The sequence below is a fragment of the Amycolatopsis sacchari genome (assembly GCF_900114035.1).
GTDB classification, from domain to species: domain Bacteria; phylum Actinomycetota; class Actinomycetes; order Mycobacteriales; family Pseudonocardiaceae; genus Amycolatopsis_E; species Amycolatopsis_E sacchari.
This window is the reverse complement of the sequence record NZ_FORP01000042.1, coordinates 1-21857: the sequence shown is the minus strand read 5'-3', so window position 1 is coordinate 21857 and position 21857 is coordinate 1. Positions and strand designations below refer to the sequence as shown.

Sequence of the window (21857 nt, the reverse complement as noted above, 5' to 3'; positions counted from 1 at the left end):
GCCGTGATCACCAATCCCACCAGGCAGCGTTCTCTGCGCGGCCACAAAGCAAACCGCCCGAGCCCGCGCGCGGCCAACACCGCCGAACACCAAGCCATGCTCGCGTGGAGGCTAACTCCGCGCGACAAGTGGATCATCCGGATGCTGTGGGAGCACCGGGTTCTCACCTCGCACCAGATCACCGCGCTCGCGTTTCCCAGCTTCCGGTCCGGTCGGATGCGGCTGCGCGAGTTGTGGACCTGGGGTGTGGTCGACCGATTCCAGCCCTTCGTCACGGTCGGCACGGCCCCCATGCACTACATCCTCGCGCCGGCGGGTGCCACCGTCCTCGCCGCCGAGAACGGCCGGGATGTCAAGGAGATGGGGTACCGGCACGACCGCGCCTTCGCCGTTGCCCACAGCCTCCGGCTCGCCCACACCGTCGGAGTCAACGAGTGGTTCACCGCGTTGGTCGAGCGAGCCAGATGTCGGGAGCCCGGCGAGAATGTGGAGCTGACAGCGTGGTGGTCGGAGACCCGCTGCGCTCGTCACTTCGGGGACCTCGTCCGACCGGATGGCTATGGCCGCTGGCAGCACGGCGACCGGCAAATCGAGTGGTTCCTCGAGTACGACTTCGGCACCGAAGCTCTAGCGAAGGTAGCGGGCAAGCTTTCCGGCTACGTCGCGCTCGCCCAGGCGACCGGTATCACCACACCACTGTTGGTCTGGCTGCCCACCGCGAAACGCGAGGCCGCGGCCCGCCGCCTGCTCGCCCGCGCGTGGCGTGAGCTGGACGACCCGCACCATGTGCCGGTCGCGACGGCCGCAGCCGAGCTGCTCAATCCGGAGGCCACGCACCCCAGCCCCGCCGACGAGGTCTGGCTGCCCCTGGACCATGCTGCCGACCGTGCTCGACGGCGAAAACTGTCCGCCTTGCTGGACACCTGGCCCCATGTCGCACCGCCGAGCGACAACGGCGGGACCTCGAACCGGCCGACGTCACCGGTCTCGATGCCGCCGCCCTACCCGATGCCGCCTGGCACGAAGCCTTCCCGGAGATGACCTCGGCAGCAAAGGTTGCCGTCCTCGCTGCGGTGACCGTCCTGCTCGTTCCTGTCCTCGTCGCCGCTGCGGCGGCCGGCGTCGTGGCCGCCCTCATCGGCAGCGGCAACACCGCTGACTGTGCTCCTGCCGGTTCTGGCCCCACGGCCGGCGTCGCCGGGTACGGGCCGGAGCAGATGGCCAACGCGGCCACGATCGTCGCCGTCGGCAAACAAAAGCAGGTGCCCGAGTACGGGTGGGTCATCGCGGTCGCCGCCGCGATGCAGGAGTCTGGACTGAGCAACCTGAACTTCGGCGACCGCGACAGCCTCGGCCTGTTCCAGCAACGTCCGTCCCAAGGCTGGGGCTCGCCGGAGCAGATTCTCAACCCCACGTACGCCGCCACCCAGTTCTACAACCACCTGCTCAGGGTGCCGAACTGGCAGCAGATGAACCTGGCCGCCGCCGCGCAAGCCGTCCAGCGTTCCGCCTACCCGGAGGCCTATGCCAAACACGAGCGCGGCGCACGCCAAATCGTTGGGGCGCTGCTCGGGGTGACCTGCACGCTTCCCAGCGGCGGCACGGGAGGGCCGTTGCGCACGGAATGGCCACCCGAACAGGCCACCGAGCCCGACCCCACCAGCAACGGCAGGATCACTCCCCGCACTCTGGCACTCGTCCGAGCTCTCCAAGCGGGCGGCATGACCGGCCAAGGCCTCGGTTGCCACGAGGCACGTCCGGCCAACCCCGACTCCGACCACCCGCAAGGGCGCGCCTGCGACATCCTGTTCAACCCCGGTGACTCGCGCTCGGTGGTCGAGGGATGGCAGGTGGCGAACTGGCTGATCGCCAACCAAGCGGCGCTCGGCGTGCGGTACCTGATCTGGCAGGGCCAGTACTGGTCAGCGGATAACCCGTCGTGGGCGCCGTACCGCTCCAGCGCGTACGGCTGCCCGAACGCGGCGAACCTCACCGGCTGCCACTATGACCATGTCCACGTCTCGATGTATTGAATTCTGGCGAGCTGGATGGCGCACTCGGGCCGGGCTTGCGAAAGGATCTTGCTAGTTCCGTGTAGCGTCGGGGCGCTCCTGCACGATTGTTCAGACGTGATCAGCAACGTTGGCGACTGGCTTGACCCGACCAGATCGTGGTGTGCGAAGGCCGAACGGGCACGTGTCCACATCGAGTCGCTGCGCGAGCAGATCGACGACTTCCGGCGATCCAACCCGTACACGCTCACGCCCGAGTTGACGGACTACCAGGACCGAGTGGCATACGTGCTCCGGTACCACCGCGATGTTCCACCGTCGATCAGCACTACGGTCGGCGACGTTCTGCACAACCTGCGCGGCGCGCTGGAGAATCTGGCGTTCGAGCTGGCCCAGGTTAGCCACGGACGAGCGCTTTCGGACAAGCAGGAGGCCAGCTCGAAGTTTCCAATCTGCGAGTCTCCGAGCAAGTTCGATCGAGTGCTGCACAGTCGGCTTGCCGGTCTCTTCAACGACAGAGCCCGCGCGGCACTCCGTGCGGTCCAGCCATTCGCGCTGCTGGAGCAGGCGCATCATCTCGGCGTCGCAGTGGACCAGACCTACGAGGACCACTTCCACTGGGATCCACTACACCGCCTTGACCTGTTGTGGAACATCGACAAGCATCGACGGCTAGCGGTTATGGCATGGTGGCCGCACTTCTTCTACTGGGTCAGTGACGGATCGTCCAACCGAAGGATGCTGCAGGGCGACGGCACTCTCGCTAACGGCTCCGTGCTGTTCTACATGGAGGGCCATGACGAGGGTATCTCAGACGACGTGGTGCACGAATTCAACCTGGTGTTGAAGGACGACCCATCGTTCCCGCTAGCCACCGACCACACCCAGGACGTGCTGGATACACTCGACCAGTTCCGCCGCCAGGTCGCAGATTTTGTGTTCATGAACGTTGCAACGATCATGTCCCGATAGCTCCAGGGTCCCAGTGGCCCGGATGCCGGACCCTGAAGAAGCGTGGTGCCACAACGGTGCTCGTTGTGGCACCACGCTTCTGAGTAGGCTAATTGCGTGCTGCGGCGGCGTGCTCGGCCGGCGCGAGCGCGAATCGCCGAGGCTTGTCCTTCGTTCGGACGGCCGTGCCGTCGGCCACCAGCTTGTCGAGTGCATTGCTCACCGCGCCCGAGGACTTTCCGCCCAGCGCCTTGGCGATCGCGGTCGGTCCGAACTCGTCGCCGGAGTGGTCGCGCAGGTAGTCCTCGACCATCCCGCGCAGAGCACCGGGTGCCAGACGCTCAGCCTGCCTGCTGCCGTCACCATCACTCGCGCCTGGCGTTGCCGTTTCCGGTCGCGTGGCTTCCGTGGTGGTCGGTGCTTCCGGCGAGGCAGTGTCGGTGGGCGTACCTTCGGTAACGGGCGAAATTGCAGCGCTCCCGTCGCCGTCGGCCTCGCAGCCCTGAACGTCCCTCTCGGTGGGCGTGGTGCCTGTGGTTGGGCCGTCAGCGGGCGCAGGGGCGTCCGCGATCGCCCACGAGTCGGCGGCGCGTCGGCATCCCTCGACGATCCCGGGGGTGCGGATGACGCTGCCATCGGCGGCCCATCGGGCGAGGATCTTGCCCGCGGTGGACTTCCCGATCTTCGCCGCGGCGGCCAGGTCGGCGGCGGTGCTGTGGGGGTTCGCGTGCAGGGCGGCCCACAGCTTGTCCTCGGCGTCGGTGCGGCCCGCCGGTGTGTTGGGCTGGGTGGTGGTGTCCTGAGTTGTGCGGTTGCGGGTTTTGCTGGACATGACTTCCCTCGATTCACTGGTGTGTGAGCAGTGCGGTGGGTCATGCCCCGGCCGGGGCGGTGTAGCCCCCGGTGCGCGGCCGGTGTGATCGGGCTACAGGACTATGGACGCTTCCTTCACCTGATGAAGTCAAGCGTGTTGTGGAAATTCCATGAAAGTCTGGTTTGGACGATCCCGAGGGTCAGCTGACCGGCGAGTCGTCCTCGGTGGGTGGCGGCGCATAGATGGGGCCGCCCAAGGCCGCGGTGATGCGGCAGCCGAGGGAATCGGGGCCGTGCACGTCCCAGAAGCCTCGGCAGATGGCTTGTGCGCCGACGGGTTTGCCGGTTGCGGGAAGGGTGTCGTGGCAGACGATCCAGCTTCCCCGCGCCAGGGCCTCGAGGACCATCTGATCGAGTTGGCTCGGATCGAGGTGCATCGGGTTGCCCGGTCGGAAGATGCACGTGCTGCACCGGCTGGACAGCACGCGGGGCAGTCCCGTCCGGCCATCGCGGACGTCGCCGCACGAATCGTTGACGCCGACCTGCTGCGACTTGAGTAGCAGGTAGGTTCCGGTCACCGGGTGCACGGGCTCGCCAGGTTGATCGCTCTGCCAGACCAGTGGGCAGGGAAGGTCCTGGTGCTGTGGCGAGTGCGGCTGCTCGAGGTTGTAGAACTGGCGGGCTGTCCAGTCGATGTTGAGTTCCCGCTGATCGGGCAGCACGATGCGCACCCACCAGTGGTCGCCGCCCGCGCTGTGCCGGGTGGACTCGTCGCCGTAGGTCAGGAACACCTCGCCGTCGACCTGGCGCTCCAGCAACGTTCTGGCGAACGCTCGCGACATGGACTCGGGATCCCAGCCGGCCTCGAACGTCAGCCTCAGCTCGCCCTGGGTTATATGCGGGAAGTCTCGCCAAATCGCGATCGCGGGCAGGGACTCGAACTTCTCGATGGCTTCGCGGACGCTGTGGGGCAGCCGCTGCCGCTTCACGGGGGTCATTGTCCCGCCCCTACTGATCCGGCGGTGGTGAGCACGAACACGGCCTCGCTTTCGGACCCGAGGCAAATCTGCTGGTTGCCGGGAACGACGATGCGCCAGTCACGCTGCCAGACGCGGTCGGCGCAGTAGTAGCTGCCGACCAGCAGCCCGTCGCGGGTGACGGTGCCGTACAGGGTCTGTTGTGCGTCGGCGGGGTCCGCGATGACTGCGGTGATGACGCAGCCGTTCTCGGTGAAGGTGCGGACGACGATCTCGGTTTCGGGTGTCTGGGTCATGGCATTGATTTCCTCTCCTACGGTGAGCCGGTAGCTGGGGCAGCCGTCGCCGTGGGGGCGGCACGGGGTCACGGTGGTGACGTGGCGGCCGGTGAAGCGTTCGACGGCCGTGGTCACGGCCCGGGGGTGGGTCATGTCGTCGGTGGCCGGGAAGGTGCATTCCGCCCAGTGGTCTGGGGCGGTGGCGATCGAAACCCGGTAGCGGTCGCCGACGATCTCGCTGAGCGCGCACCACGTCGCGCGGTCCGGATCGGGTGCGGCGTCCATGGGGGCACCTCCTTCCGGTTTCAGTGGGCCACGCGCAGGGCGGCGGTCGCGGCGCGTCCGATCGCCTGGGCGGTGGTGGACGGGTCGGTGAGCAGGTGCACGCGTGCCCCGTCGAGCGGCGTGTCGCTCTTGCTGGTGGTCAGCCACAGCACCGCACACCCGGCGGCGCGTAGCCGGTTGAGCCGCTTCTGGCCTTCGGCCCGGGGCTGGTCCCGGAACTGGCCGTCGGACACGACGACCAGCAGCCGGGCTGCGCCGGGGCTGGACAGGCCGAGCGCACCGTCGACGGCGGCAATGGCGGTGGGGATGTCTTCCCAGTTGTCGTCGGACTTGAACTCGGTCACCACGGCCGGGGTTCGGCCTGGGTGGGTCAGGGGCCGCACGTGGTTGCCGAAGATCACGGTGGCGGTGTCGGCGGGCACGCGGGTGTGCCGGGCGGCGGTCGCGAGGATCCAGGCGGCGGAGGCGACGTGGTCGCGGGCCCAGCGCATGGTTCCGGACACGTCGCACGCGATGCCGAGCCGGAGTGGTGGGGTGGGGGTCGCGGTACGGGTGATGCGGGTGAACGGTTCGGCGGTGGGTAGGGCCCCGGCGGCGCGCTGAGCGTCGGCGGCCAGCGCGCCGCGCATCCGCAACCGCCCCGGCGGGACCACCGAGGTCGTCTTGACCGCGCTCCGTTCGCGCGCCCCGGCGCTGTCCAGGGCACGGGCGAGCACGCGGGCGGCGGTGCGTTCGTCCTGGGTCGGTGGCCGGGTTCCGGCCAGGGCGGTGCGGCCGTCCCGGGGTCCGCCTGCCCGGAACGTCTTCCGGGCAGCGCGGTCGGCCTCCTTCTGGGCCGCTTTCTCGCGCGCCTGCGCGGCGGCGGCACGCGCGGTCGGGTCCTCCGGCGGTTGCTGCCGGGCGACGTTGGCAGCCACGTTGTCCAGTACGGTGGCGATCGCCTCCGCCATCGGCGACGGCGTGCTCGGGGCGGGTGATCCGGTGCCGTTCGGCGTTCCCGAGGTGCCGGGCGGGGTGGGCTGGTTGGGATCGGTGGCGAGGATTTCGCACCATTGGCGTCCGAGGTCGAGCATGGTCTCGCCGTCGTCATCGGCTGTGTGCAGAGCGGCCCGCCACACCGCGCGCAGCTTGGACAGGGTGTCCGGGCCGAGCACGTCTTCGATGACCCTGGCGAGTGGGGCGACTTCGGCCTCGGTCAGCACACCGCCATCGGCCCGCCCGAGCAACAGGGCGGCGGAGCGGGCGGCGTCGGCGGAGGTCATCTGCGGCGTGGTGGCCGGATCGGCGAACAGGTGCAGGTCATCGGCGACGAGCTCCTTCACGCACGCGCGCAGCCAGTGCCGGTCATCCGGGCGGCGGCGGATCTGCGCGGCCTCCATGCGCGCCTCTTCCAGCAGCATCGCGGCGTCCACTACCCCGGGCGGGGCGTCCTCGGGTGGATCCCAGGCGGTGTGTTTGGCGTGGCCGCATTCGTGGGTGAGGGCGCCCCACGTGGCCGCGTAGCGGGTGCGGTCGCCGATGTTGGCCGGGTCGACGGTGGCGGGGTCGACCTTGAGGTGGTTGCCATCGACCTCGATCAGCGCCGGGCCGGGGTAGAAGCAGGCTGCCGCGCCTCCGCCCGCGCCGGGCGCGATAGTGACCAGCAGGTCGTCCCGGTCGGCGATCACAGGGACCTCGTCGGCCAGGGCAGCGGACAAGGTCAGCCATTCCGGCCGGGTGGGGAACACGGCGGTACCGGGGGCGGCGGGGTCCGCGAGGTGGTTGCTCATGACGGTCCCTTTCGGACAGAGCTTCGATCAGATGCGGGTGCCAAGGGCGAGAGGGGCGAGGTCTTTGCCGAACACCTGCCGCACCACGGCAGCGACGGTCGCGCGGTCCTCCTCCGGCGCAGTGCCGACCAGGTTCCCGGCGGCGGCCTCGGCGCCGAGCACGTCGGCGATCTTCTGGAAGGCCAGCAGTTCGCGGAGCTGGGGCGCCCAGCCGGTTTCGCCGTTAGCGTGGCGGGTGGCGAGGTTCCGGGCGATCTTCACCGCGCGCTTGTCGATCTTGAGCTGCGGGGCGAGGTCGTAGTCGGTGGACACGTGGATCTGGGCGGCGAATCGGGATGACAGGGCGTCGGTGAGCACCGCGCCGTGCACGCCGGGGTTGTGCCCGGCGACCACATAGAACCCGGGCGCGGCGTCGATGACTTCACCGCCGTTGGCTTTGATGATGATTTGGCGGCGGCCGTCCATGGCGGGTAGACCACGGCGAGCACGGTCGGGGGGATCAGGGTGGCGTCGTCGATGAACAGGGTCCGGCCCTCACGCATCGCGCGGACCAGCGGGCCGTGGATGAACGTGTAGCGCACGGTCCCGTTCTCGTCCACAGTCTGGGCGTATTCACCGACCAGGTCGGCGACCGTGGTGTCGCCGTCACCCTGCACGGTCAGCAAATCCGGGAACGCGGCCTCGACCACCGACGTTTTCCCGGTACCGGGCGGGCCGTACATCAGGGCGGGAATTCCAGCATCCCGCAGTTTCCGCAACGCGACGACGTCCGGCATCCCGGACAACAACCGGGGGTGGTATGGGGTCCCGTTCGGACGCGTCACAGGGCCGGTGACCGGCGCAGGGGCCGGGGTGGGTGCCGTGGCTGCCGGGGCCAGAGCGGGGGCCGGTGCCGTGGTGGTCCTGTTCGGACGGGCTGCCCGGGTGGTGCCGGGTCGCCGTGGGGGTGCGGGGGTGATCGTGGCTGCGGCGACGGTGTCAGTGGTTGCGGTCGCGCCGTAGGTCAGCGGCGCGGCGGATGCGGTGAACGCGTGACCCTGGTCGGCCAACGCTTTCAGCGCATTGCCGACCGCACCCGACGAACGGCCGCCGAGTTTCGCCGCTATCGCGCGCGGGGTCAACGGCGTGCCGTGGTTGTCGGCCAGCACCCGCGCGACCATGGCGCGCAGTTCGCCGTTGCGCAGCCTGGCTGCCGCGCCCGTGGCCGGGGCGGTCGTGCCAGCGGTTGCCGGTGCTGGTGTGGGTGCGGGCGGCGTGGTCATCGCGGGTCAGTCCTTTCGTTGATCGGGGCCGGTCACGCGGCGGCGTAGTCGTCGGCGTCGTCGTTCTGGTGGTATTCGGCGGCGGCGTCGGCCGATTCCTGGGTGTCGTGGACGGCCGACCAGCCGCAGTAGCAAAACGCGGTCACGGTGCCGTTGTCGTTGGTTGTGGTGTCGGCGTAGTGCATGACAGGACTCCATTCTGGAAATATGGCTCACGCCGGGCATCGTATTGGCTGTGATTTCCGGTTCCCCCGGCGACAAATCAATTATGACTCGACATGCACCCGGCGCGCAATAGGTTCGACCACGTATTTTCAAGACTCTTTTCCTGTGTTTGCGATCGGATTGAATTATTGCAATTCACGCAGCCTATTCCTCTGTTTGCGCAGGTCAGGGGTCTGGGCGTGTCAGCTTGATGGAGGAAATAGCCTTTATTGAGAGCGAAGGGAAACGTATTGAATTGCATTTAATTCATACATTTGCGGAACGAGAAGCCGCGGGTGCAGCGTGGCTGCCTTGGTCACCCGAGTGGCCGCCGTCGCGGCCCCGCCTGCTGGCCCCGATGTGTTCACCGCCTTGCGGCGGGTCGAGTCTGGGGTAGCACTGGATCCCTCTAATGGTGGCCTGACCAGGTGGTTCCGTGCCGCGGTGCCGTGACGCTCTAATCGGCGCCCCGATATGAACCCCATGTTGATCCCCCAGGTGATCCCCGTATGACTCGTAGCCTCGGCCGGTTCCACCAGCTCGGCCGCTGGTCGTGGATGCCCGGAGGGGTGCGGGTTGAGTAGTTCTACGGTTGGGCGCGTTGCTCCGTTTGGCGTAGCGTGGGCTTGTCGAGGTGCCTTCGTTGATGAGAGCGACAGGGCTACCTCGACGGCCCGGGTCGGCACACGTGGGGAGGCGTGGTGACGGAGCGAGACGACAGGCTTCCGCGGGGCCTGTACGACTTGAGAAACCTGTTCGGGGACAAGTGGGTGCCGGCGATCGTGGTGGCACTCCGGGCTGGCCCGTTGCGGCGAGTAGAAATTCTTTCCACGGTCAACTCGTATTTCATCGATGAGAACTGGACGGATAAACAACCCGTCCTGCACGATAGCATTCTGGCGCGCACGCTGAAAAAGATGCGCATGCAGGGGTTGGTCATCCGGGAGCGCAGTACGAAGTCTTTTCCGCCGGAAGTCGAATACTCGTTGAATCCGGCGGTCGCCGAGGCACTCGATGCGGCGGAGCCGCTGATCGCCTGGACCCGCGCACATCCCGATCTGCTCGCGCGGGCCCAGACGCACAGCCGTGAGAACGACTCGCACGGCGGACATTCCGATGAAGACGGCGACGATGCTCGTCCATCTCGTCCTGCCTGAGGAGACGGGGTTGCTGCGCGGTGATGGCGGTCATCTGGTCTTGCTGTAACCGCGATCAGCCGATGATGGCGCGGCGGTGTCCTGGTGGGCATCGTGGCGGCGTTGCAGGCGCTCGGCCAGGTCGATGGCTTGGGGGCTGGGGCGGTCGTCGACCTCGGCGAGGCGAGTGGTGAGCAGAGCCAGCGTTCGGGGGATCGCATCCAGTTGCCCAAGGCGTTCCTGCAGTCGCATGATGTCGCGGTAGATCAGCTCATTGTGCGGGTCGAAGGCGCGCGCCATCTCCAGAAGATCCATGGTCTGCAACGGATCCTCCTCGACCAAGGCGCGGGCGAGCGCGGCGACCGCATCGATCGCGTCGCGGCGAATGGCTTCCCGGGCGGTCTCGATCCAATCCGTGCTCATGCCATCGGCCAACGAACCGGTGTAGCACTCCACTGCCCGGCGGTTGGCGTCGGTTCGTTCATGCTGACTTGTGGCGGCGCGCCGCGCAGCTACCGCGGCGGCGAATCGGTGGTAGTCGACCTCGACCACATCCGGATTGAGGCGGTAGCGTCCCTCTCCGGTCAGCACCACCTCGGCGAGCGTGCCACCGGTCGCGGCACCTACGGCGCGGCGCAGGCGACTGAAGCTGGTGTTCAGGGCATTGGTCGTCTTCTCGGATGGACTCGTGGGCCACAGGGCCGCGATGAGGGCCTCGCGGCTGACGCCGTCGGGGTGCAGGGCCAGGAACACCAGCAGTTCGCGGACCCGTGGTTGGAACGCCGACGTGACCTCTTGCTCGACGACCTCACTGGCGTCGGCCAGCGCGGGACGCCACCACACCCGGACCGGGCCCAGAACCGTGATCCGAAGTGGTGGGAGCGCATCCTGCTGGTGTTCGGTCGTGTGCGGCCGAGGAGAAGCCGAATTGACGCTGAGCGGATCGGAGGAGTCGTCTTCCGGGCCGAGGATCTCGAGCCGCGCGTCAGTCTGCTCGCTGGCGCTGTGCACCGCCAGGAGTTCGAGCCCGGATTCCCGTGCGGATGTGGTCTTCCGGTCGTTTTCGTGCGGTCCTCGCGCTTGACGTAGCAGGGTAAGCAACTCTTCGAGGTGGTCTTCGCCGAGGTGGAACATCGACGTGCCGCGCAGGCGCTCGCCCGGGCCGGGATTGGTCGCGGACACGGTGCCGTCGCCCCGGACATAGGCGGTGATGCCCGCCGGCCACTGACCCAGCAGCAACCCGGTCACGCCGAAGTCCGATCCGTTGTCCAGAATCGCCTGCAGCCGCTGTCGGTGCTGTTGGAGTGAGCGGGCGACCAGCACGACCGGAGGTCGACGATCGGTGTGAGGGGCTGTTGCCTGCCGGGCGCGAGCCAGTGTCTCGGCTTCGAGTTCGTCCAAAGCCGCCTCGATGTCGGCGACGACCTGGAAATTAGCCGGAGGGACGTCTTGATCCGTCCGGCGGCCCAGCAGCGCGGCCGCGTCTTCGGCCGGGCAGATGACGCGAGATTCAGGAGTCGCCGCGACGGCTGACACGAGCAGTGCACGCGCCGCGGCCGCTGCGCCCTCGCCGATGAGGCCGAGTCCACGGGACACGGCCAGGTCCAGCGCCATTTCCCGGCCGTCGCGTATGCCGACGGGCAGGCTGCCGTCGTGCGCGAGCGGCGTTACAGGCGCTTTCGGCGGCTCGCTGCCCAGACCGTCGTCGTCCTGGGTGGCGCGCAGATGGGCCAGCCGGAGTTGGTACACCACCGGCGCGACCGGCAGGTAAGTGCGATCGCCACTGCCAGGTCGATAGCGGCGATTGCGGTGGCAGCGCGCCAGGACCAGGGCCGCACTGACCGCGGACGCCAATCCGAGCCCGACGAACAGCTCATCGCCCCATCGGAACCCAACGTCGGCGGCGGGGTGCGGAGGTGGGGCGTCTTGGACTGGCGGCGGGTGTGGTGCTCGGGGTGCTGGCTGCTCGGCGGGAGCCGGAGGCCGAACGTGCGGTGTCGATGCCGTGTCCGAAGGCAGCTCGAACTCCTCCCCGGGAAAGATCAAGCTGGGTCGATCGAACACGCGTCCGCCGGGCTGGGGTTTGCCTCGGTTGAGCTCGAAGATTTCTGGCCAGCGACTGCCGTCTCCGAGGGTGCGCTGGGCGATCCGCCACAGCGAGTCGTGCACGCCGGTTTCCGGGTTCGGAGCCAGGACTACCACCGACCGCGGTGGGACTGCGTCGTGCTTGTCGGCCACGAGCTTGGCTTCGGCGGTCGCGACGACGTCAGCGTTGAAGGTGTTTCCCGCGGTCCCGCCCTGGCTGAGGCGGTGGCCCAAGACCGCGATGAGGACCGCGCCGACCAGGACGACCGTGATCCGCCGAAGCGGGCCGGCGGTGAGGACATCCGGCGCGTGCAGGTCGCGAGCAAGCTCAACGGCATAACGAGCCACGTCTGCCACGAACAGCGCCCACAACACCCAGGCGACGCAGGCGAGGAAGTCCAGCAGGAAAGTCGCGGTCATCGGGCCGAACAGAACCCCTTGGACCTCCGCGAGAGTCGGCAGGTGATCGGGCAGCGGCCACCCGATGAGCCGCACGAGCGCCCATGGCAGGCCGCACAGCAGCGCAAGCAGGATCAGCGCGGCGAGTAGCCCCCGGAGCATCCGGGCTGCCACGCCGACAACGTGGCTGGCGGTATGCATCGAACTGCCGGTCATGGTTCCCTCACGTCAGCTGAGCGGCCTCGAGATCACGGGCGCCGGCCACGGGCGACGCCGGGATCGGTTCGGCCGATTGCGTGCCCGTTCCGGACGAGGTGCGGGACCTGGACGCGGACTTGCCTCCGGCCACCCACTCCGTCAAGTCCGCGGTCTTCAGGTCGGTGAACCGCGCGAGTTCCTCGACGCTGATCACGTCCTCGGCTTCCGCGATGAGCTCGCCGAGCTGTCCCTCGATGTCCTCGAGCTGAGCGACGATCGCGGCCCTGCGGTGCGCGAGTTGGTTGACCTGCTGCGCAGTGGCTTTCCGCCTCGCCGTGCGCGGAGCGTCGACGTCCTCGATGCGGTGCTCGACCTCGTCGTCGGTTGGCATGGGTCCCCTTCCGTCAGGGTTCGATCGCGGTGATTCCGCGCTGGGGGTGGGCACTTCCCTGTCCGTGCACGGACAGGGAGTTGATTCCGACCAGGCCGAGCAATTGAGTGGGCTGGGCGGCGGTGATAGTGACGATGACCGTGTCGCCGGAGATGGCGACCGAGCCGACGGCGCCCTCGGCGGCCAGGTGGCTCTGAGCCATGGCGATAGCCTGTGCGGGAACCAGCCGGAGCGTGCCGCTGCTCCGATAGGCGTTGAGGTCGATCGCTTGGGCGCCGGCGCGGGCGGCGGACTCAGCCTGCCCGTTCGCCCGGACCTTGGCCGCGAGCGCGAGCCCACCGTCGAGGGTCAGTCCGGCAAGAGCAAGGATGGCCGAGACCAGCACGACGACGAAGGCGGACACGCGGCCCTCATCGGCCCGCCACCACGCGATCTGAGCTGGCCACCGCTCGCGTGTCATGGCGAGGCCCCATTGCTCGCCGTCGCGCGCCACACATCGATCGGCTCGGTCGCGGTCGCTGACAGCTGCTTCCGGCCAGGGACGCCAAGCATGAGGGCGTCGCCGAAATCGACCTCGCAGACGACGGTCACCGACACGGTGCCGCCAGGCCGCAGGCCGGCGGTTGTTGTGGTTGTGGAGAAGGATCGGCAGGTTACTCCGGCTTCGGCCAGGGCGGCGCGCGACGTGGACTGGGCGGCGCTGCTCGCGGCGGCGGTGGTTCGTTCGATGCTCGCGGCGCGAGCGGCATGGTGAGCAGCGTCGTCGATGCGGATTCGAGCGTCGACACCACGGTGGATGACGACGGCGACGAACACCAGGAGCATGATCAGCAACGGGGCGACGAGTGTGACTTCCGACGCGACCGAGCCCTGGTCAGCCTGCCACCAGCTATTCCGTTCTTCCTGCTCGCTTGCGCGACGCCGGCGATGGCGTTCAACCATGGCGATCACCCGCTCGTTCTGTCCGGCACGAAACGTTCGACAGGCCCTGCGGCCTCGGCGCGCACAGGCAGCGTCAGGAACGGCAACACGGGGGTGGCCGTCCCGGCGATCCGGACCGAAGCCCCACCCGCACCACGGTCGGCCGAGACAGCAGCGTCTCGCAGCGGTCCGCCCGCGAGCTGATGCAGGAGCTGTTGCGCACTGCCCACCCCAGCCGCGGCTGTCCCGTTCTGCGCGCGCGTGGTCGCCAGGCCCTGGGACGCGGCAGCTTGCGCGATGTGCGTGGCGTGCGACCACAGCGCGAACTGCACAACGGCCAGCAGCACCAGCAACAGCAGGGGAGTGGCGATCACCAGCTCCGCGCTCACCGAGCCGCGATCGCCTGCCAGCGCCTTCTTGAGCCGTACGCGCCACGGGCCCGGTATCGCGGGGATCACTCGCCTGTGTGTCATGGCTTTACATGTCGATGCTGTTGGCCTTGGACGTGACCTTGGCGACGATGATCGCGAGCACCGCGATGGCGGCGACGACGAGCAGCGCGGTCACGAGCACCGTCTCGGTCGAATAGCCGGCCTCGGGTTCACGCCGCAGCATGTCCACCCGAGCCCGGACGATGGTCCAGAGCGCGTACCACTGTGTGGGCATCAGGTTCTCCTTCCGTTTGTCGGGTCCAACGAGGTCACAGTCCATTGAGGACTTGCACCAGTGCGGGATAGGCGATGAAGGCGAGGAACCCAAGGAAAAGCGCCATGACCGGCAGCGACATGCGTTCGGTTGCGGCTTGAGCGTCCCCCTCGGCCTCGGTGATCTGGTGGGTGCGCAGTGCCTGCGCCTTGGCGGCGAGTGAGGTGCGGACCTTGGCGCCCTCGGTGCCAGCCAGGCTGACCGAGGCCGCGAGCTCGGCCAGCTCGGTCACGTCGAGTTCCTCGCCGAGCCGGCGCAGCGTCGCCCACGGCGTGGTGCGGGTCAGGCGGGCGGTGTCCAGCGCACGCCTGATCTGCGCGAAGGCCCACCCGCGGCCCACGGCGACGACGTCGCCCAGCGCACTGTCGACTCCCGCGCCACCGGCAAGCGTGATCCACACGAGATCCAGGTAGGCCGACAACGCGTGCCGGAACGCGGTGCGGAGTTTCGCCGCTTCGGCGCGGACCTGCAGGTCGGGCAGAACGAACCCGGCGGCGGCGAGCACAAGCCCGCCAATGACCGGGAGCCCGACCCCGAGACCGAACCCGGCGACCGTGAGAGCGGCACCCAACAGCGTCGGCAGCACGAGCCCGGCGACCGCGAGTGTGGTCTTTTCAGCCAAGTGGGTCGAGGTCGAGCGGCCGATGACTGCGAGATCACGCGTCAGCCGCGCGCCGGGCAGTCCGAGAGCGCGCAGCGGCGCGACGGCGGGCCGGCCGAGCCGTGCGGCCCAGCCGGCCTCCCCGGTGGCCAGGATCGGCTCGGGGCTGGCCGGTGTTGTCGCGCGGGACAGGACGACGCGCAGGGCCGGACGCGGCGGAAACAGGTAGATCGCCAGCGCCCACAGGCCGGCTCCGAGCCCGGCACCGAGCGCGAGGGGCATGATCAGGGCAGTCACTCCTGCCTCCCGATGACCATCATGCTGTCGTCGCCCGTGGCAGCCGGGGCGAGGAACCGGTCGGGTTGCGGAATGCGGGCGATGCGGTTCAGCCAGGCGAAGCCGACTGCGAACAAGCCGCCGATCCCGAGCAACACCACTTGACCGGTGGCGCTGTCATAAGCGCCCATGTAACTGCGGTTGAGCAGCACCACAGCCACGGCGAAGGCCAGCGTGGTACCAACGATGACCCGGACCGAAGTCCGGGTGCGCGCTCGTCCGGCTTCCACACGCATCCGCATCGACGCCTGGCCGCGGGCAGCCTGGGCCAGCGACCCGAGCAGGTCCGCCAGCTGACGGGTCTGTTGCTCAGCGGCGAGCAGCAAGGCGGCGATCACCAGGTCGCCGACCGGATCGTCCAACCGTTCGCCGAGCCGCCGCAACGCCGGGGCGAGCCGTTCGCCGTTCTCGATCCCCGTCGCCAGCTCACCGACCTCGCCCCGGATGGCCGGCGGGGCCAAGGGTGCGGTGGCGAGGACGGCCTGCTCGAGCCCCGCGGCGGCCGACAGCGTGTCGCGCAGCATCTCCGTCCAGGTGGCGATCCCTTCGATGCGCGCGATGCGCCGCGAGTGCTCCGGGTCCCGACCCAAGGCTCGGGGCAGGACCCAGCAAGCGAGCCCAGCCAGTACGCCGCCGACTACCCATCCCGTGAGCAGACCGGCTACCACCCCAAGGGCAACTGCTAGAGCAAGCCGGAGTGAACGGCGCGAGTCGGCAGGATGGTCACGCCGACGGTCGCGGCGGGAAAGGAGTCGACCGCCTTTCCGGAGGCCGAGAAGGACCACCACCAATCCCAGCCCGGTGCCAGCGCCGAACAGGGCAGCAAGGCCGAGCGTGACGCTCATGGCGCCCACCAGCCCTCGGGGTTCTCGAGCACGCCGGGGTCGAACCCAGCGTCGACCAGGTCGTCGAGCGTGTCGCTGCGCAGCGCGCCGGCAACAGGGCGAGCGCGCCGGTCCGGACCCGGCCGGTAGATCTCGTTGGAGATGATCTGCGGCCCGTCGGCGCCGACGACTTCGCGAATCGAGGACACCACACGGGTTCGCCGGTCGTCCGCGCGAGCCAGATGCACGACGAAGTGCACCGCCGACGCCACAAGCAGGTTCGTCGCCTCCAGCGGCAGCCGTTCGACCCCTTGCGCTGCGTAAGAGGCCAGCCGGGTGAACGCGATTCGTGAGCTGGACGCGTGCAAGGTCGCCATCGACCCGTCGTTGCCCTGCGACATCGCGTTGCACATCGGGATGACTTCGGGCCCGCGGATTTCCCCGACGATGACCCGGTCCGGGCTCATCCGGAGGCCCCAGCGAACCAGTTCGGCTTGGGAGATCGCTCCCTCGCCTTCGACGTTGGGCTCGCGTGCCTGGAAGGCGGTCACGTCCGCGTGGACGTCGGGGTCGTGGTCCAGGCCGAGTTCGAAGGCGTCCTCGATGGTGACGATCCGTTCCATCGGGTCCATTTCGGAGGCCAGCGCGCGCAGCAGGGTGGTCTTTCCCGCACCGGTACCGCCGGTGATCAGGATGTTCTTGCGCGCCTTGACCAGCGCACGCAGGAACTGCTCCAGGCCGGGGTCGAGGCTGCCGCGCCGCCGGAGGTTCCGCAGGCTGACCGTGAGGTAGCCGTGGCGCCGGATCGACAGAGCGGTCACGCCGCCGGCCGTCAGCCCCATCACCGCGAACAACCGCTCCCCGCCGGGCAGTTGGAGGTTGACCGCCGGAGATCCTTGATCGAACCGCCGTTCCTGGCTGCTCGCACGCGCGGCCAGCAGCCGGACCAGATCCGTCAGCTCCTCATTGGACGACGCGATCGGGCCGACCCGGACCCGACGGCCATCGTTGTACTGCACGAAAACGCGGTCGTAGCGGTTGGCGTTGATGGTCTCCACCGTCGGGTCGTCGAGCAGAGGTTGCAGCCCCGCCATGCCGAACAGTTCGTTGATGACCTCGGTGACTACCCGCTGCTCGACGCCGCGCGGAAGCAAGTCCCGGCCCGCGGCCAGCTCGTTCTCGGTGTGGCCGCGCAGCGCATCGTCGATGATCCCGCGGGCCAGCTCGCGGCGTGCCTCCCGGGTGGCGGTGGTGCCGGTGCGTTCCTGCTGGTCGGCGACCCGCTGAGGCAGGTCGGCGTTCAACCGCTCGCGGAGGTATCGGCGCAAGCGGCTGGCCGCGTCCGGCGACTCCGACGGGCGGTTGCCGGGTTGCCAGCTCGCCTGCGAGCTGTGCGGGTCCGCTCCGTTGACTGGCTGCTGGCCAGTTGGCCGTGTCATGATGCCTGTCCTCCAGCCGAGGGTGCCGGACGGACGCCGTTGCGTGACACAGCGGCGGGCGGAACTCCGGGGACAGCGTGCAACGCCGGGACGGGAGTCTGCAGCGGAGGCGGTTCGGGTGCAGCCGGGCGCTGCCGAGCGGCGAGCTCGCCAGCAACCTTCTGCGCGAATCGGCCTAGCGCGGACCGGGAAGGCCCCCACCGTGGTGTCGCCGGCCGGCCACAGAGCACGGCGGCGCCGCGTGGATCGTGGGGAACTCGCCCCAGCGGCGGCACTCCGAGTTCGCGGGCGACTTCCGCTTCGGAGTAGCCCGGGCCGACCAGGAGCAGCACGGGATTCGGGCTCCAACGGGCCACGGTGGGCAGTCGTCGCGGAAGGTGCGCGAGGTCGTCGGCGTGTGCACGGGACAGAAGAACGGTCGCGTCGGAGGAACGCGCGATTGGCAATCCGGGCGAACCAGGATCGACCCGGCCGCAGTCCACGATCACCACGACGCCGGGCTGGGCGGCCGCCTGGCGGAGCAGCCCGAGACCACTGGTCTGGTGCTGGACAAGCGCCGATAGCGCCGCACGTGCCTGCTCGGCATCCGGCGGAGCGGCAGTCACCTGCAGCCCGCCCGGGAGTTCCTGCGTGTGGTGCCACACCAGGTCGGCGTCGCCACCGCGCCGCGCGGCGGCCGCCAAGCTGACGAGACCGGGCGCCGACGCCAGCGAGAACCGGAGGGCGAGGTCGCCGCCCGAGGGGTCGGCCTCGACCACCAGTGCCCGGGACGCCCCCGGCCAGCGTGCGGCCAGGGCGACGGCGAACGTCGTCGCGCCCGGAGAGCCTTTCAACGACAGGACCGACACCAGCATCAGCGTCCTCCAGCTGCGAGCATCACGATTGCGAGCTGCCCGGCCGGCACCGCGGCGACCTGACGGGCGGCGGGTTCGGTCAGCTGCACCGACACCACCGTCGTCTGGTCGTTCGGCGTCCCGGCCACGCTGGTCACGACCGCGGGCCAGACTGCTCCGGCGTCAGCAGGTGGGCCGGTGGCGGTCCCGGCCTGCGCGGGCACGAACACCACCGAGATGCGTGCTCCGGCGGTGACCTCTGGCGGGAACTGGCCGGGTTTGAGCGCCAGCGCCGCGATTGCCTGTCCGGCGGGCGGAACCGTGGCGTCTCCAACCGAGCGCGGCGTCAGCAACGTCCCGGCCGGCAAGCTCGCCGCCATCGGCTTGCCGACGACTGTGGCCGCTTGATCCACTCCGACTGCGGCTATGGCGGGGTCGAGCGCGGCGTTGACCTGCCGGAGGTCCTGGCGAGTCAGGAGGTGTCCCACGGGCACATCGCGGGCCAGCGCGAGCACGGCTTGGCGGTCGCCCGAGTCGAGGGAAAACAGCACGAAGCCGCCCGCACAGGCCAAGACGAGCAGAGCGCCCAGCAGCAGGTGCGGAAGACTGCGGCGTCGGCCGGTGCCGCGCAACCGCGCAGAGTTCTTCCCGTTGCTGACCCAGGCACCGGTTGTGGTGGCCGGACGGCTCGTGGTGTTGGTGCTCACGCGGATACCTCCAAGAGGCAACGGGGTAGTGCACCGCGTCGCCGAAAAAATCAGCGAGCGGTTCGGTTCGGATTTCGGGCGGTCAGCCGCCCCCGTTGTTCAACGCCTGTGACTCCGCTACGCGGAAGCTTTCGGTGCTCGTCGTGGTCATCTCCGGGAACGTCCCGCCCTGGCCTGCCCCGGACCAGGTGACGGTCCAGTGCACGGTCGCGGTCACGCCGAAAGCCTGTCCCGGCTGTGCTGCCGATGAGCGGTGGTAGACGTGCCCGCAGTCCGGTGAGGGCGCCGCGGGGTCTGTGCCGACGGAGTACGGCGTGCCGGCGCCGTTGCAGACCACGGTCGAGCCATCGCCCATCGACCAGGTCACGAAGCCCGGCGTTGCCGTTGCTGTCACCGAAACGCCGGGCACCGACGCGGTGGTCGATACTGGACCCCAACCACTCGACAGCCACATCCAGGTGGGCAGGTTCACCAGCTGGTCACCCGCGGGGTTCGCGGAGATCGCCGGCGAGGGCAACTTCAGCTGCCGGCGCGCCATCTGTGCCAGTTCCTCGGGCGAGGGGAGTTGTGCCGCCCCTGGTTGTTGCCCGTCGGCGATCCACACCGGTGGCCGGTACAACGTGTCGGCTGAGCCTTCCCCCGAGCACTTCCACACGTACCAGGCGCCGGGTCCCTGCCCGGCGGCTTGAGCCGGAACCGGGCGCGGCAAGGCCACCGGGACAACGCCTCCGCCGCGTGGTCGACGGGTGTGCGTCACCGGGAACGTGCCGCCATTGGGCGGCTGGTAGTCGCTCTTCACGTACGAGCAACTCGCCATGTCGGCATCGCCGCCCGTGATCGTGTCACCGGGATTCGCGGGTTTTCCGTTCCCCGGCTTGGATCCCGTGCCCGGACGGCCGGGGTTCGTGGAACCGGCTCCCGGAGCCTTTCCCGGAGTGCTGTTGGTGCCCGCGCCTAGGTCGCACGCGGGCGTGGGTGTTTGGCTGCAGGTGGTGCTTCCCCACCCGTTGCCGGCGACGGCAGGAACCGTGAAGCCGAGCACGGCTGCGGTGAAAACCCCGGCGACGACGGCGGTCCGGCGCATGGTCAGCACGTCCCCATGTCGTGCACGCCGTAGTCCGTGACCTTCCACGATCCGTCGGCCTGCTTCTCGACGATCGCATTGATCGCGTGTCGTCCTCCGGGCTCATCGTCCGCGAGCTGACCGTTGTCGGCGCGGTACTTGAGCCAGTTCGTCGAGTCCCCGCAGTCGGACACGATGATCTTCACGGGGTCGCCTGCCGGTTCGGCTGAAGACACCGTGGGGTTCAGCACCGGCTGTCCCTTGGTCACCAGCCCGTTGTAGTGGTCGGCGTAGAGGCCGCGGGACAGGTTCGTCAGGGCGAGGCCGGTCGCGTGGGCCGCAAGCTCTGGCGACTGCCAGTCTGATGTGGTCCCGGCCCGGACGAAGTCATCCCACATCGCCCGGTACGCCATCAGGGCGTCCTGCTTCGCTCTGTCCTCGCCCGTCGCGGCAGGACTGCTGCTCGGGGCCGCCGAGGGAACCGGGGCAGCAGTCGACGGTCCGGACGCGAGGTCTGTCGGATCGTCAGGGGAGCATGCCGCGAGCAGGACGAAGCCAGTCACACCCGCGACCGCCCATCCGCTCAAGGAGCGTTGTGTTCTCCCCTGCACCGCGGCACCCCCGCCACTACCGTTTGATCACTGTTCACCAGATCAAACTTTCTACACCAAGGTCCCCCTGTAGTCGCAATGGTCATGTCGCACTGACTTTGAAGTCGGCATGGCTTCAACCAAGAAAGATTCACTCGTTCGGACGCGTGGCGTGAACATTCGAGGCTTGCGTCCGGTATTCATGGCGGCTAGGAATCGCGCGGTTTTTGCGCACCGATCACCGGGGTGTCCGATGAATTCGCTTGCCTTGACCGGCTGGGCTGCCGCGGGGGCCTGCGTCGGCGTCGCGGTGGGAATGGGCTCGCGAGCGCTGATGCGGACGGGAACGCTCAGTGTGGGGGAGCAGTCGGTGTCGGCCGGCGTGACGGCCGTGCTGTTCGGGGCCTTGGGCTGGCGCTTCGGCTGGGGACTCGACCTCGTGGCTTACAGCTTGTTCGCGGCGGTGGGGGTGGTCCTGGCGTTCATCGATGTCATCGAGCAACGCCTGCCCGGCGCACTGATCCTCGCGGGCGTCCTTACGGTCGGGGCAAGCTTCAGCACCCGTTCTGTACTGGCGGCCGCTTACGCTGACCTGCTCCGGGCCGTGACCGCGATGCTTGTCCTGTCCGCGTGCTACCTCGTACTCGCGCTTGCGCTCGGCGGACTCGGCGCCGGCGACGTGAAGCTCGCCGGGCTCCTCGGCCTCGTGCTGGGGTGGCAGAGCTGGGGTGCCATCCTGGTCGGCACCGTTCTGGGGTGGCTGCTTGCGGGAATCGCCCGCACGCTGTTGCGCGTCGCCCGGCGGGTTTCTCGTGATGCCCCGATGCCTCTGGGCCCCTGTCTTCTGCTCGGTGCCGCCGTGACGATCCTGTGCGACCTCGCTCCGTGAGGGAATGGGAATAATCCGGTATTCGCCAACGTGGGAGCGGTTCTCCGGGGAACCGTGACCTTATTCCACTAAGCCTTCATTGCCTATTCGCGATTAACAACTCGTTTCATAATGAAGTCGGCAGCTTGCGGTAGCAGATGAGGACGCAGGCCAGGTGCATGAGGCCAAGGTGGATGTCGGCTCGGCGTT

24 protein-coding genes and 1 pseudogene are annotated in these 21857 nt (G+C 68.8%); 5 read left to right on the top strand and 20 right to left on the bottom strand.

Features of this window, described 5'->3' with window-relative positions; genetic code table 11:
- Positions 1-3 precede the first annotated feature (3 nt).
- The 3 genes from BMZ92_RS35250 to BMZ92_RS35240 all read left to right on the top strand — a co-directional run bounded on the left by BMZ92_RS35250 (position 4) and on the right by BMZ92_RS35240 (position 2984).
- Positions 4-1041, top strand: coding sequence for a replication-relaxation family protein (locus tag BMZ92_RS35250; protein WP_091516839.1), 1038 nt, complete (start codon positions 4-6; stop codon positions 1039-1041).
- A complete protein-coding gene (locus BMZ92_RS35245) occupies positions 1038-2033 on the top strand; it encodes a VldE C-terminal domain-containing protein (protein ID WP_143250017.1) in 996 nt (331 codons plus the stop codon). The genes BMZ92_RS35250 and BMZ92_RS35245 overlap by 4 nt, the downstream gene beginning before the upstream one ends.
- A gap of 96 nt (positions 2034-2129) precedes the next feature.
- Positions 2130-2984: a hypothetical protein gene (locus tag BMZ92_RS35240; protein ID WP_091516834.1), complete on the top strand. Its 855-nt coding sequence runs from the start codon at positions 2130-2132 to the stop codon at positions 2982-2984.
- Positions 2985-3072: 88 nt separating this feature from the next.
- On the opposite strand, the gene BMZ92_RS35235 is transcribed toward BMZ92_RS35240, so the two are convergent.
- The 7 genes and pseudogenes from BMZ92_RS35235 to BMZ92_RS37705 form a co-directional block, all read right to left on the bottom strand.
- Positions 3073-3795 carry a hypothetical protein gene (locus BMZ92_RS35235; protein WP_091516831.1) on the bottom strand — a complete coding sequence of 241 codons (723 nt, stop codon included), beginning with the start codon at positions 3793-3795 and terminating at the stop codon, positions 3073-3075.
- 181 nt (positions 3796-3976) lie between these two features.
- Positions 3977-4765: a hypothetical protein gene (locus BMZ92_RS35230; protein ID WP_143250016.1), complete on the bottom strand. Its 789-nt coding sequence runs from the start codon at positions 4763-4765 to the stop codon at positions 3977-3979.
- Positions 4766-4770: 5 nt separating this feature from the next.
- Positions 4771-5316, bottom strand: a complete 546-nt coding sequence (locus tag BMZ92_RS38490) for a hypothetical protein (RefSeq protein WP_245783443.1) — start codon at positions 5314-5316, stop codon at positions 4771-4773.
- Positions 5317-5336: 20 nt separating this feature from the next.
- Positions 5337-7085, bottom strand: a complete 1749-nt coding sequence (locus tag BMZ92_RS35220; protein WP_091516826.1) for a vWA domain-containing protein — start codon at positions 7083-7085, stop codon at positions 5337-5339.
- Positions 7086-7112: 27 nt separating this feature from the next.
- Complete coding sequence (locus tag BMZ92_RS38725) at positions 7113-7550, bottom strand: hypothetical protein (RefSeq protein WP_342743535.1); 438 nt, start codon at positions 7548-7550, stop codon at positions 7113-7115.
- A 68-nt stretch (positions 7551-7618) separates the two neighbouring features.
- Positions 7619-7807, bottom strand: a pseudogene (locus BMZ92_RS38720) (AAA family ATPase); the annotation flags it as partial.
- Positions 7808-8379: 572 nt separating this feature from the next.
- Positions 8380-8532, bottom strand: a complete 153-nt coding sequence (locus tag BMZ92_RS37705; RefSeq protein ID WP_177229011.1) for a hypothetical protein — start codon at positions 8530-8532, stop codon at positions 8380-8382.
- A gap of 720 nt (positions 8533-9252) precedes the next feature.
- On the opposite strand from BMZ92_RS37705, the gene BMZ92_RS35210 reads away from it, so the two are divergent.
- Positions 9253-9708, top strand: coding sequence for a winged helix-turn-helix transcriptional regulator (locus BMZ92_RS35210; protein ID WP_177229010.1), 456 nt, complete (start codon positions 9253-9255; stop codon positions 9706-9708).
- 30 nt (positions 9709-9738) lie between these two features.
- Here the strand turns inward: BMZ92_RS35210 and BMZ92_RS35205 are convergent, their stop codons facing one another.
- The 13 genes from BMZ92_RS35205 to BMZ92_RS35145 all read right to left on the bottom strand — a co-directional run bounded on the left by BMZ92_RS35205 (position 9739) and on the right by BMZ92_RS35145 (position 20602).
- On the bottom strand, positions 9739-12387 hold the full coding sequence (locus BMZ92_RS35205) for an AfsR/SARP family transcriptional regulator (protein ID WP_245783442.1): 2649 nt from the start codon (positions 12385-12387) through the stop codon (positions 9739-9741).
- Between the two features lie 7 nt (positions 12388-12394).
- Positions 12395-12760 (bottom strand): hypothetical protein, encoded by a 366-nt coding sequence (locus BMZ92_RS35200; RefSeq protein ID WP_091516820.1) that lies wholly within the window; start codon positions 12758-12760, stop codon positions 12395-12397.
- Between the two features lie 13 nt (positions 12761-12773).
- A complete protein-coding gene (locus tag BMZ92_RS35195; RefSeq protein ID WP_091516865.1) occupies positions 12774-13163 on the bottom strand; it encodes a hypothetical protein in 390 nt (129 codons plus the stop codon).
- A 53-nt stretch (positions 13164-13216) separates the two neighbouring features.
- Positions 13217-13702, bottom strand: coding sequence for a TadE/TadG family type IV pilus assembly protein (locus BMZ92_RS35190; protein ID WP_143250019.1), 486 nt, complete (start codon positions 13700-13702; stop codon positions 13217-13219).
- A 5-nt stretch (positions 13703-13707) separates the two neighbouring features.
- Entirely contained in the window at positions 13708-14139 is a 432-nt protein-coding gene (locus BMZ92_RS35185) for a TadE/TadG family type IV pilus assembly protein (RefSeq protein ID WP_245783441.1), read from the bottom strand.
- Positions 14140-14158: 19 nt separating this feature from the next.
- Positions 14159-14347 carry a hypothetical protein gene (locus tag BMZ92_RS35180; RefSeq protein WP_091516816.1) on the bottom strand — a complete coding sequence of 63 codons (189 nt, stop codon included), beginning with the start codon at positions 14345-14347 and terminating at the stop codon, positions 14159-14161.
- A gap of 34 nt (positions 14348-14381) precedes the next feature.
- Positions 14382-15275: a type II secretion system F family protein gene (locus BMZ92_RS35175; RefSeq protein ID WP_091516861.1), complete on the bottom strand. Its 894-nt coding sequence runs from the start codon at positions 15273-15275 to the stop codon at positions 14382-14384.
- 5 nt (positions 15276-15280) lie between these two features.
- Positions 15281-16168, bottom strand: coding sequence for a type II secretion system F family protein (locus tag BMZ92_RS35170; protein WP_177229009.1), 888 nt, complete (start codon positions 16166-16168; stop codon positions 15281-15283).
- Positions 16165-17586 (bottom strand): TadA family conjugal transfer-associated ATPase, encoded by a 1422-nt coding sequence (locus tag BMZ92_RS35165; protein WP_091516811.1) that lies wholly within the window; start codon positions 17584-17586, stop codon positions 16165-16167. The genes BMZ92_RS35170 and BMZ92_RS35165 overlap by 4 nt, the downstream gene beginning before the upstream one ends.
- Positions 17583-18440, bottom strand: a complete 858-nt coding sequence (locus BMZ92_RS35160) for a CpaE/TadZ family protein (RefSeq protein ID WP_091516808.1) — start codon at positions 18438-18440, stop codon at positions 17583-17585. The genes BMZ92_RS35165 and BMZ92_RS35160 overlap by 4 nt, the downstream gene beginning before the upstream one ends.
- Complete coding sequence (locus tag BMZ92_RS35155; protein WP_091516804.1) at positions 18440-19126, bottom strand: SAF domain-containing protein; 687 nt, start codon at positions 19124-19126, stop codon at positions 18440-18442. The genes BMZ92_RS35160 and BMZ92_RS35155 overlap by 1 nt, the downstream gene beginning before the upstream one ends.
- A gap of 82 nt (positions 19127-19208) precedes the next feature.
- Positions 19209-19664, bottom strand: a complete 456-nt coding sequence (locus tag BMZ92_RS38485; protein WP_245783440.1) for a hypothetical protein — start codon at positions 19662-19664, stop codon at positions 19209-19211.
- 548 nt (positions 19665-20212) lie between these two features.
- Positions 20213-20602 (bottom strand): hypothetical protein, encoded by a 390-nt coding sequence (locus BMZ92_RS35145; RefSeq protein ID WP_245783439.1) that lies wholly within the window; start codon positions 20600-20602, stop codon positions 20213-20215.
- 430 nt (positions 20603-21032) lie between these two features.
- Here BMZ92_RS35145 and BMZ92_RS35140 point away from each other — a divergent pair, with 430 nt between their 5' ends.
- Positions 21033-21668, top strand: coding sequence for a prepilin peptidase (locus tag BMZ92_RS35140; RefSeq protein WP_245783438.1), 636 nt, complete (start codon positions 21033-21035; stop codon positions 21666-21668).
- Positions 21669-21857: the final 189 nt, after the last annotated feature.

Bases quoted from the DNA above. Each gene is read 5' to 3' on its own strand.
- BMZ92_RS35245 (WP_143250017.1), top strand. From the start codon at position 1,038: ATGACCTCGGCAGCAAAGGTTGCCGTCCTCGCTGCGGTGACCGTCCTG.
- BMZ92_RS35235 (WP_091516831.1), bottom strand. From the start codon at position 3,795: ATGTCCAGCAAAACCCGCAACCGCACAACTCAGGACACCACCACCCAG.
- BMZ92_RS38490 (WP_245783443.1), bottom strand. From the start codon at position 5,316: ATGGACGCCGCACCCGATCCGGACCGCGCGACGTGGTGCGCGCTCAGC.
- BMZ92_RS35220 (WP_091516826.1), bottom strand. From the start codon at position 7,085: ATGAGCAACCACCTCGCGGACCCCGCCGCCCCCGGTACCGCCGTGTTC.
- BMZ92_RS38725 (WP_342743535.1), bottom strand. From the start codon at position 7,550: ATGGACGGCCGCCGCCAAATCATCATCAAAGCCAACGGCGGTGAAGTC.
- BMZ92_RS37705 (WP_177229011.1), bottom strand. From the start codon at position 8,532: ATGCACTACGCCGACACCACAACCAACGACAACGGCACCGTGACCGCG.
- BMZ92_RS35205 (WP_245783442.1), bottom strand. From the start codon at position 12,387: ATGACCGGCAGTTCGATGCATACCGCCAGCCACGTTGTCGGCGTGGCA.
- BMZ92_RS35200 (WP_091516820.1), bottom strand. From the start codon at position 12,760: ATGCCAACCGACGACGAGGTCGAGCACCGCATCGAGGACGTCGACGCT.
- BMZ92_RS35190 (WP_143250019.1), bottom strand. From the start codon at position 13,702: ATGGTTGAACGCCATCGCCGGCGTCGCGCAAGCGAGCAGGAAGAACGG.
- BMZ92_RS35180 (WP_091516816.1), bottom strand. From the start codon at position 14,347: ATGCCCACACAGTGGTACGCGCTCTGGACCATCGTCCGGGCTCGGGTG.
- BMZ92_RS35170 (WP_177229009.1), bottom strand. From the start codon at position 16,168: ATGAGCGTCACGCTCGGCCTTGCTGCCCTGTTCGGCGCTGGCACCGGG.
- BMZ92_RS35165 (WP_091516811.1), bottom strand. From the start codon at position 17,586: ATGACACGGCCAACTGGCCAGCAGCCAGTCAACGGAGCGGACCCGCAC.
- BMZ92_RS35160 (WP_091516808.1), bottom strand. From the start codon at position 18,440: ATGCTGGTGTCGGTCCTGTCGTTGAAAGGCTCTCCGGGCGCGACGACG.
- BMZ92_RS38485 (WP_245783440.1), bottom strand. From the start codon at position 19,664: ATGGCGCGCCGGCAGCTGAAGTTGCCCTCGCCGGCGATCTCCGCGAAC.
- BMZ92_RS35145 (WP_245783439.1), bottom strand. From the start codon at position 20,602: ATGGCGTACCGGGCGATGTGGGATGACTTCGTCCGGGCCGGGACCACA.
- BMZ92_RS35140 (WP_245783438.1), top strand. From the start codon at position 21,033: ATGAATTCGCTTGCCTTGACCGGCTGGGCTGCCGCGGGGGCCTGCGTC.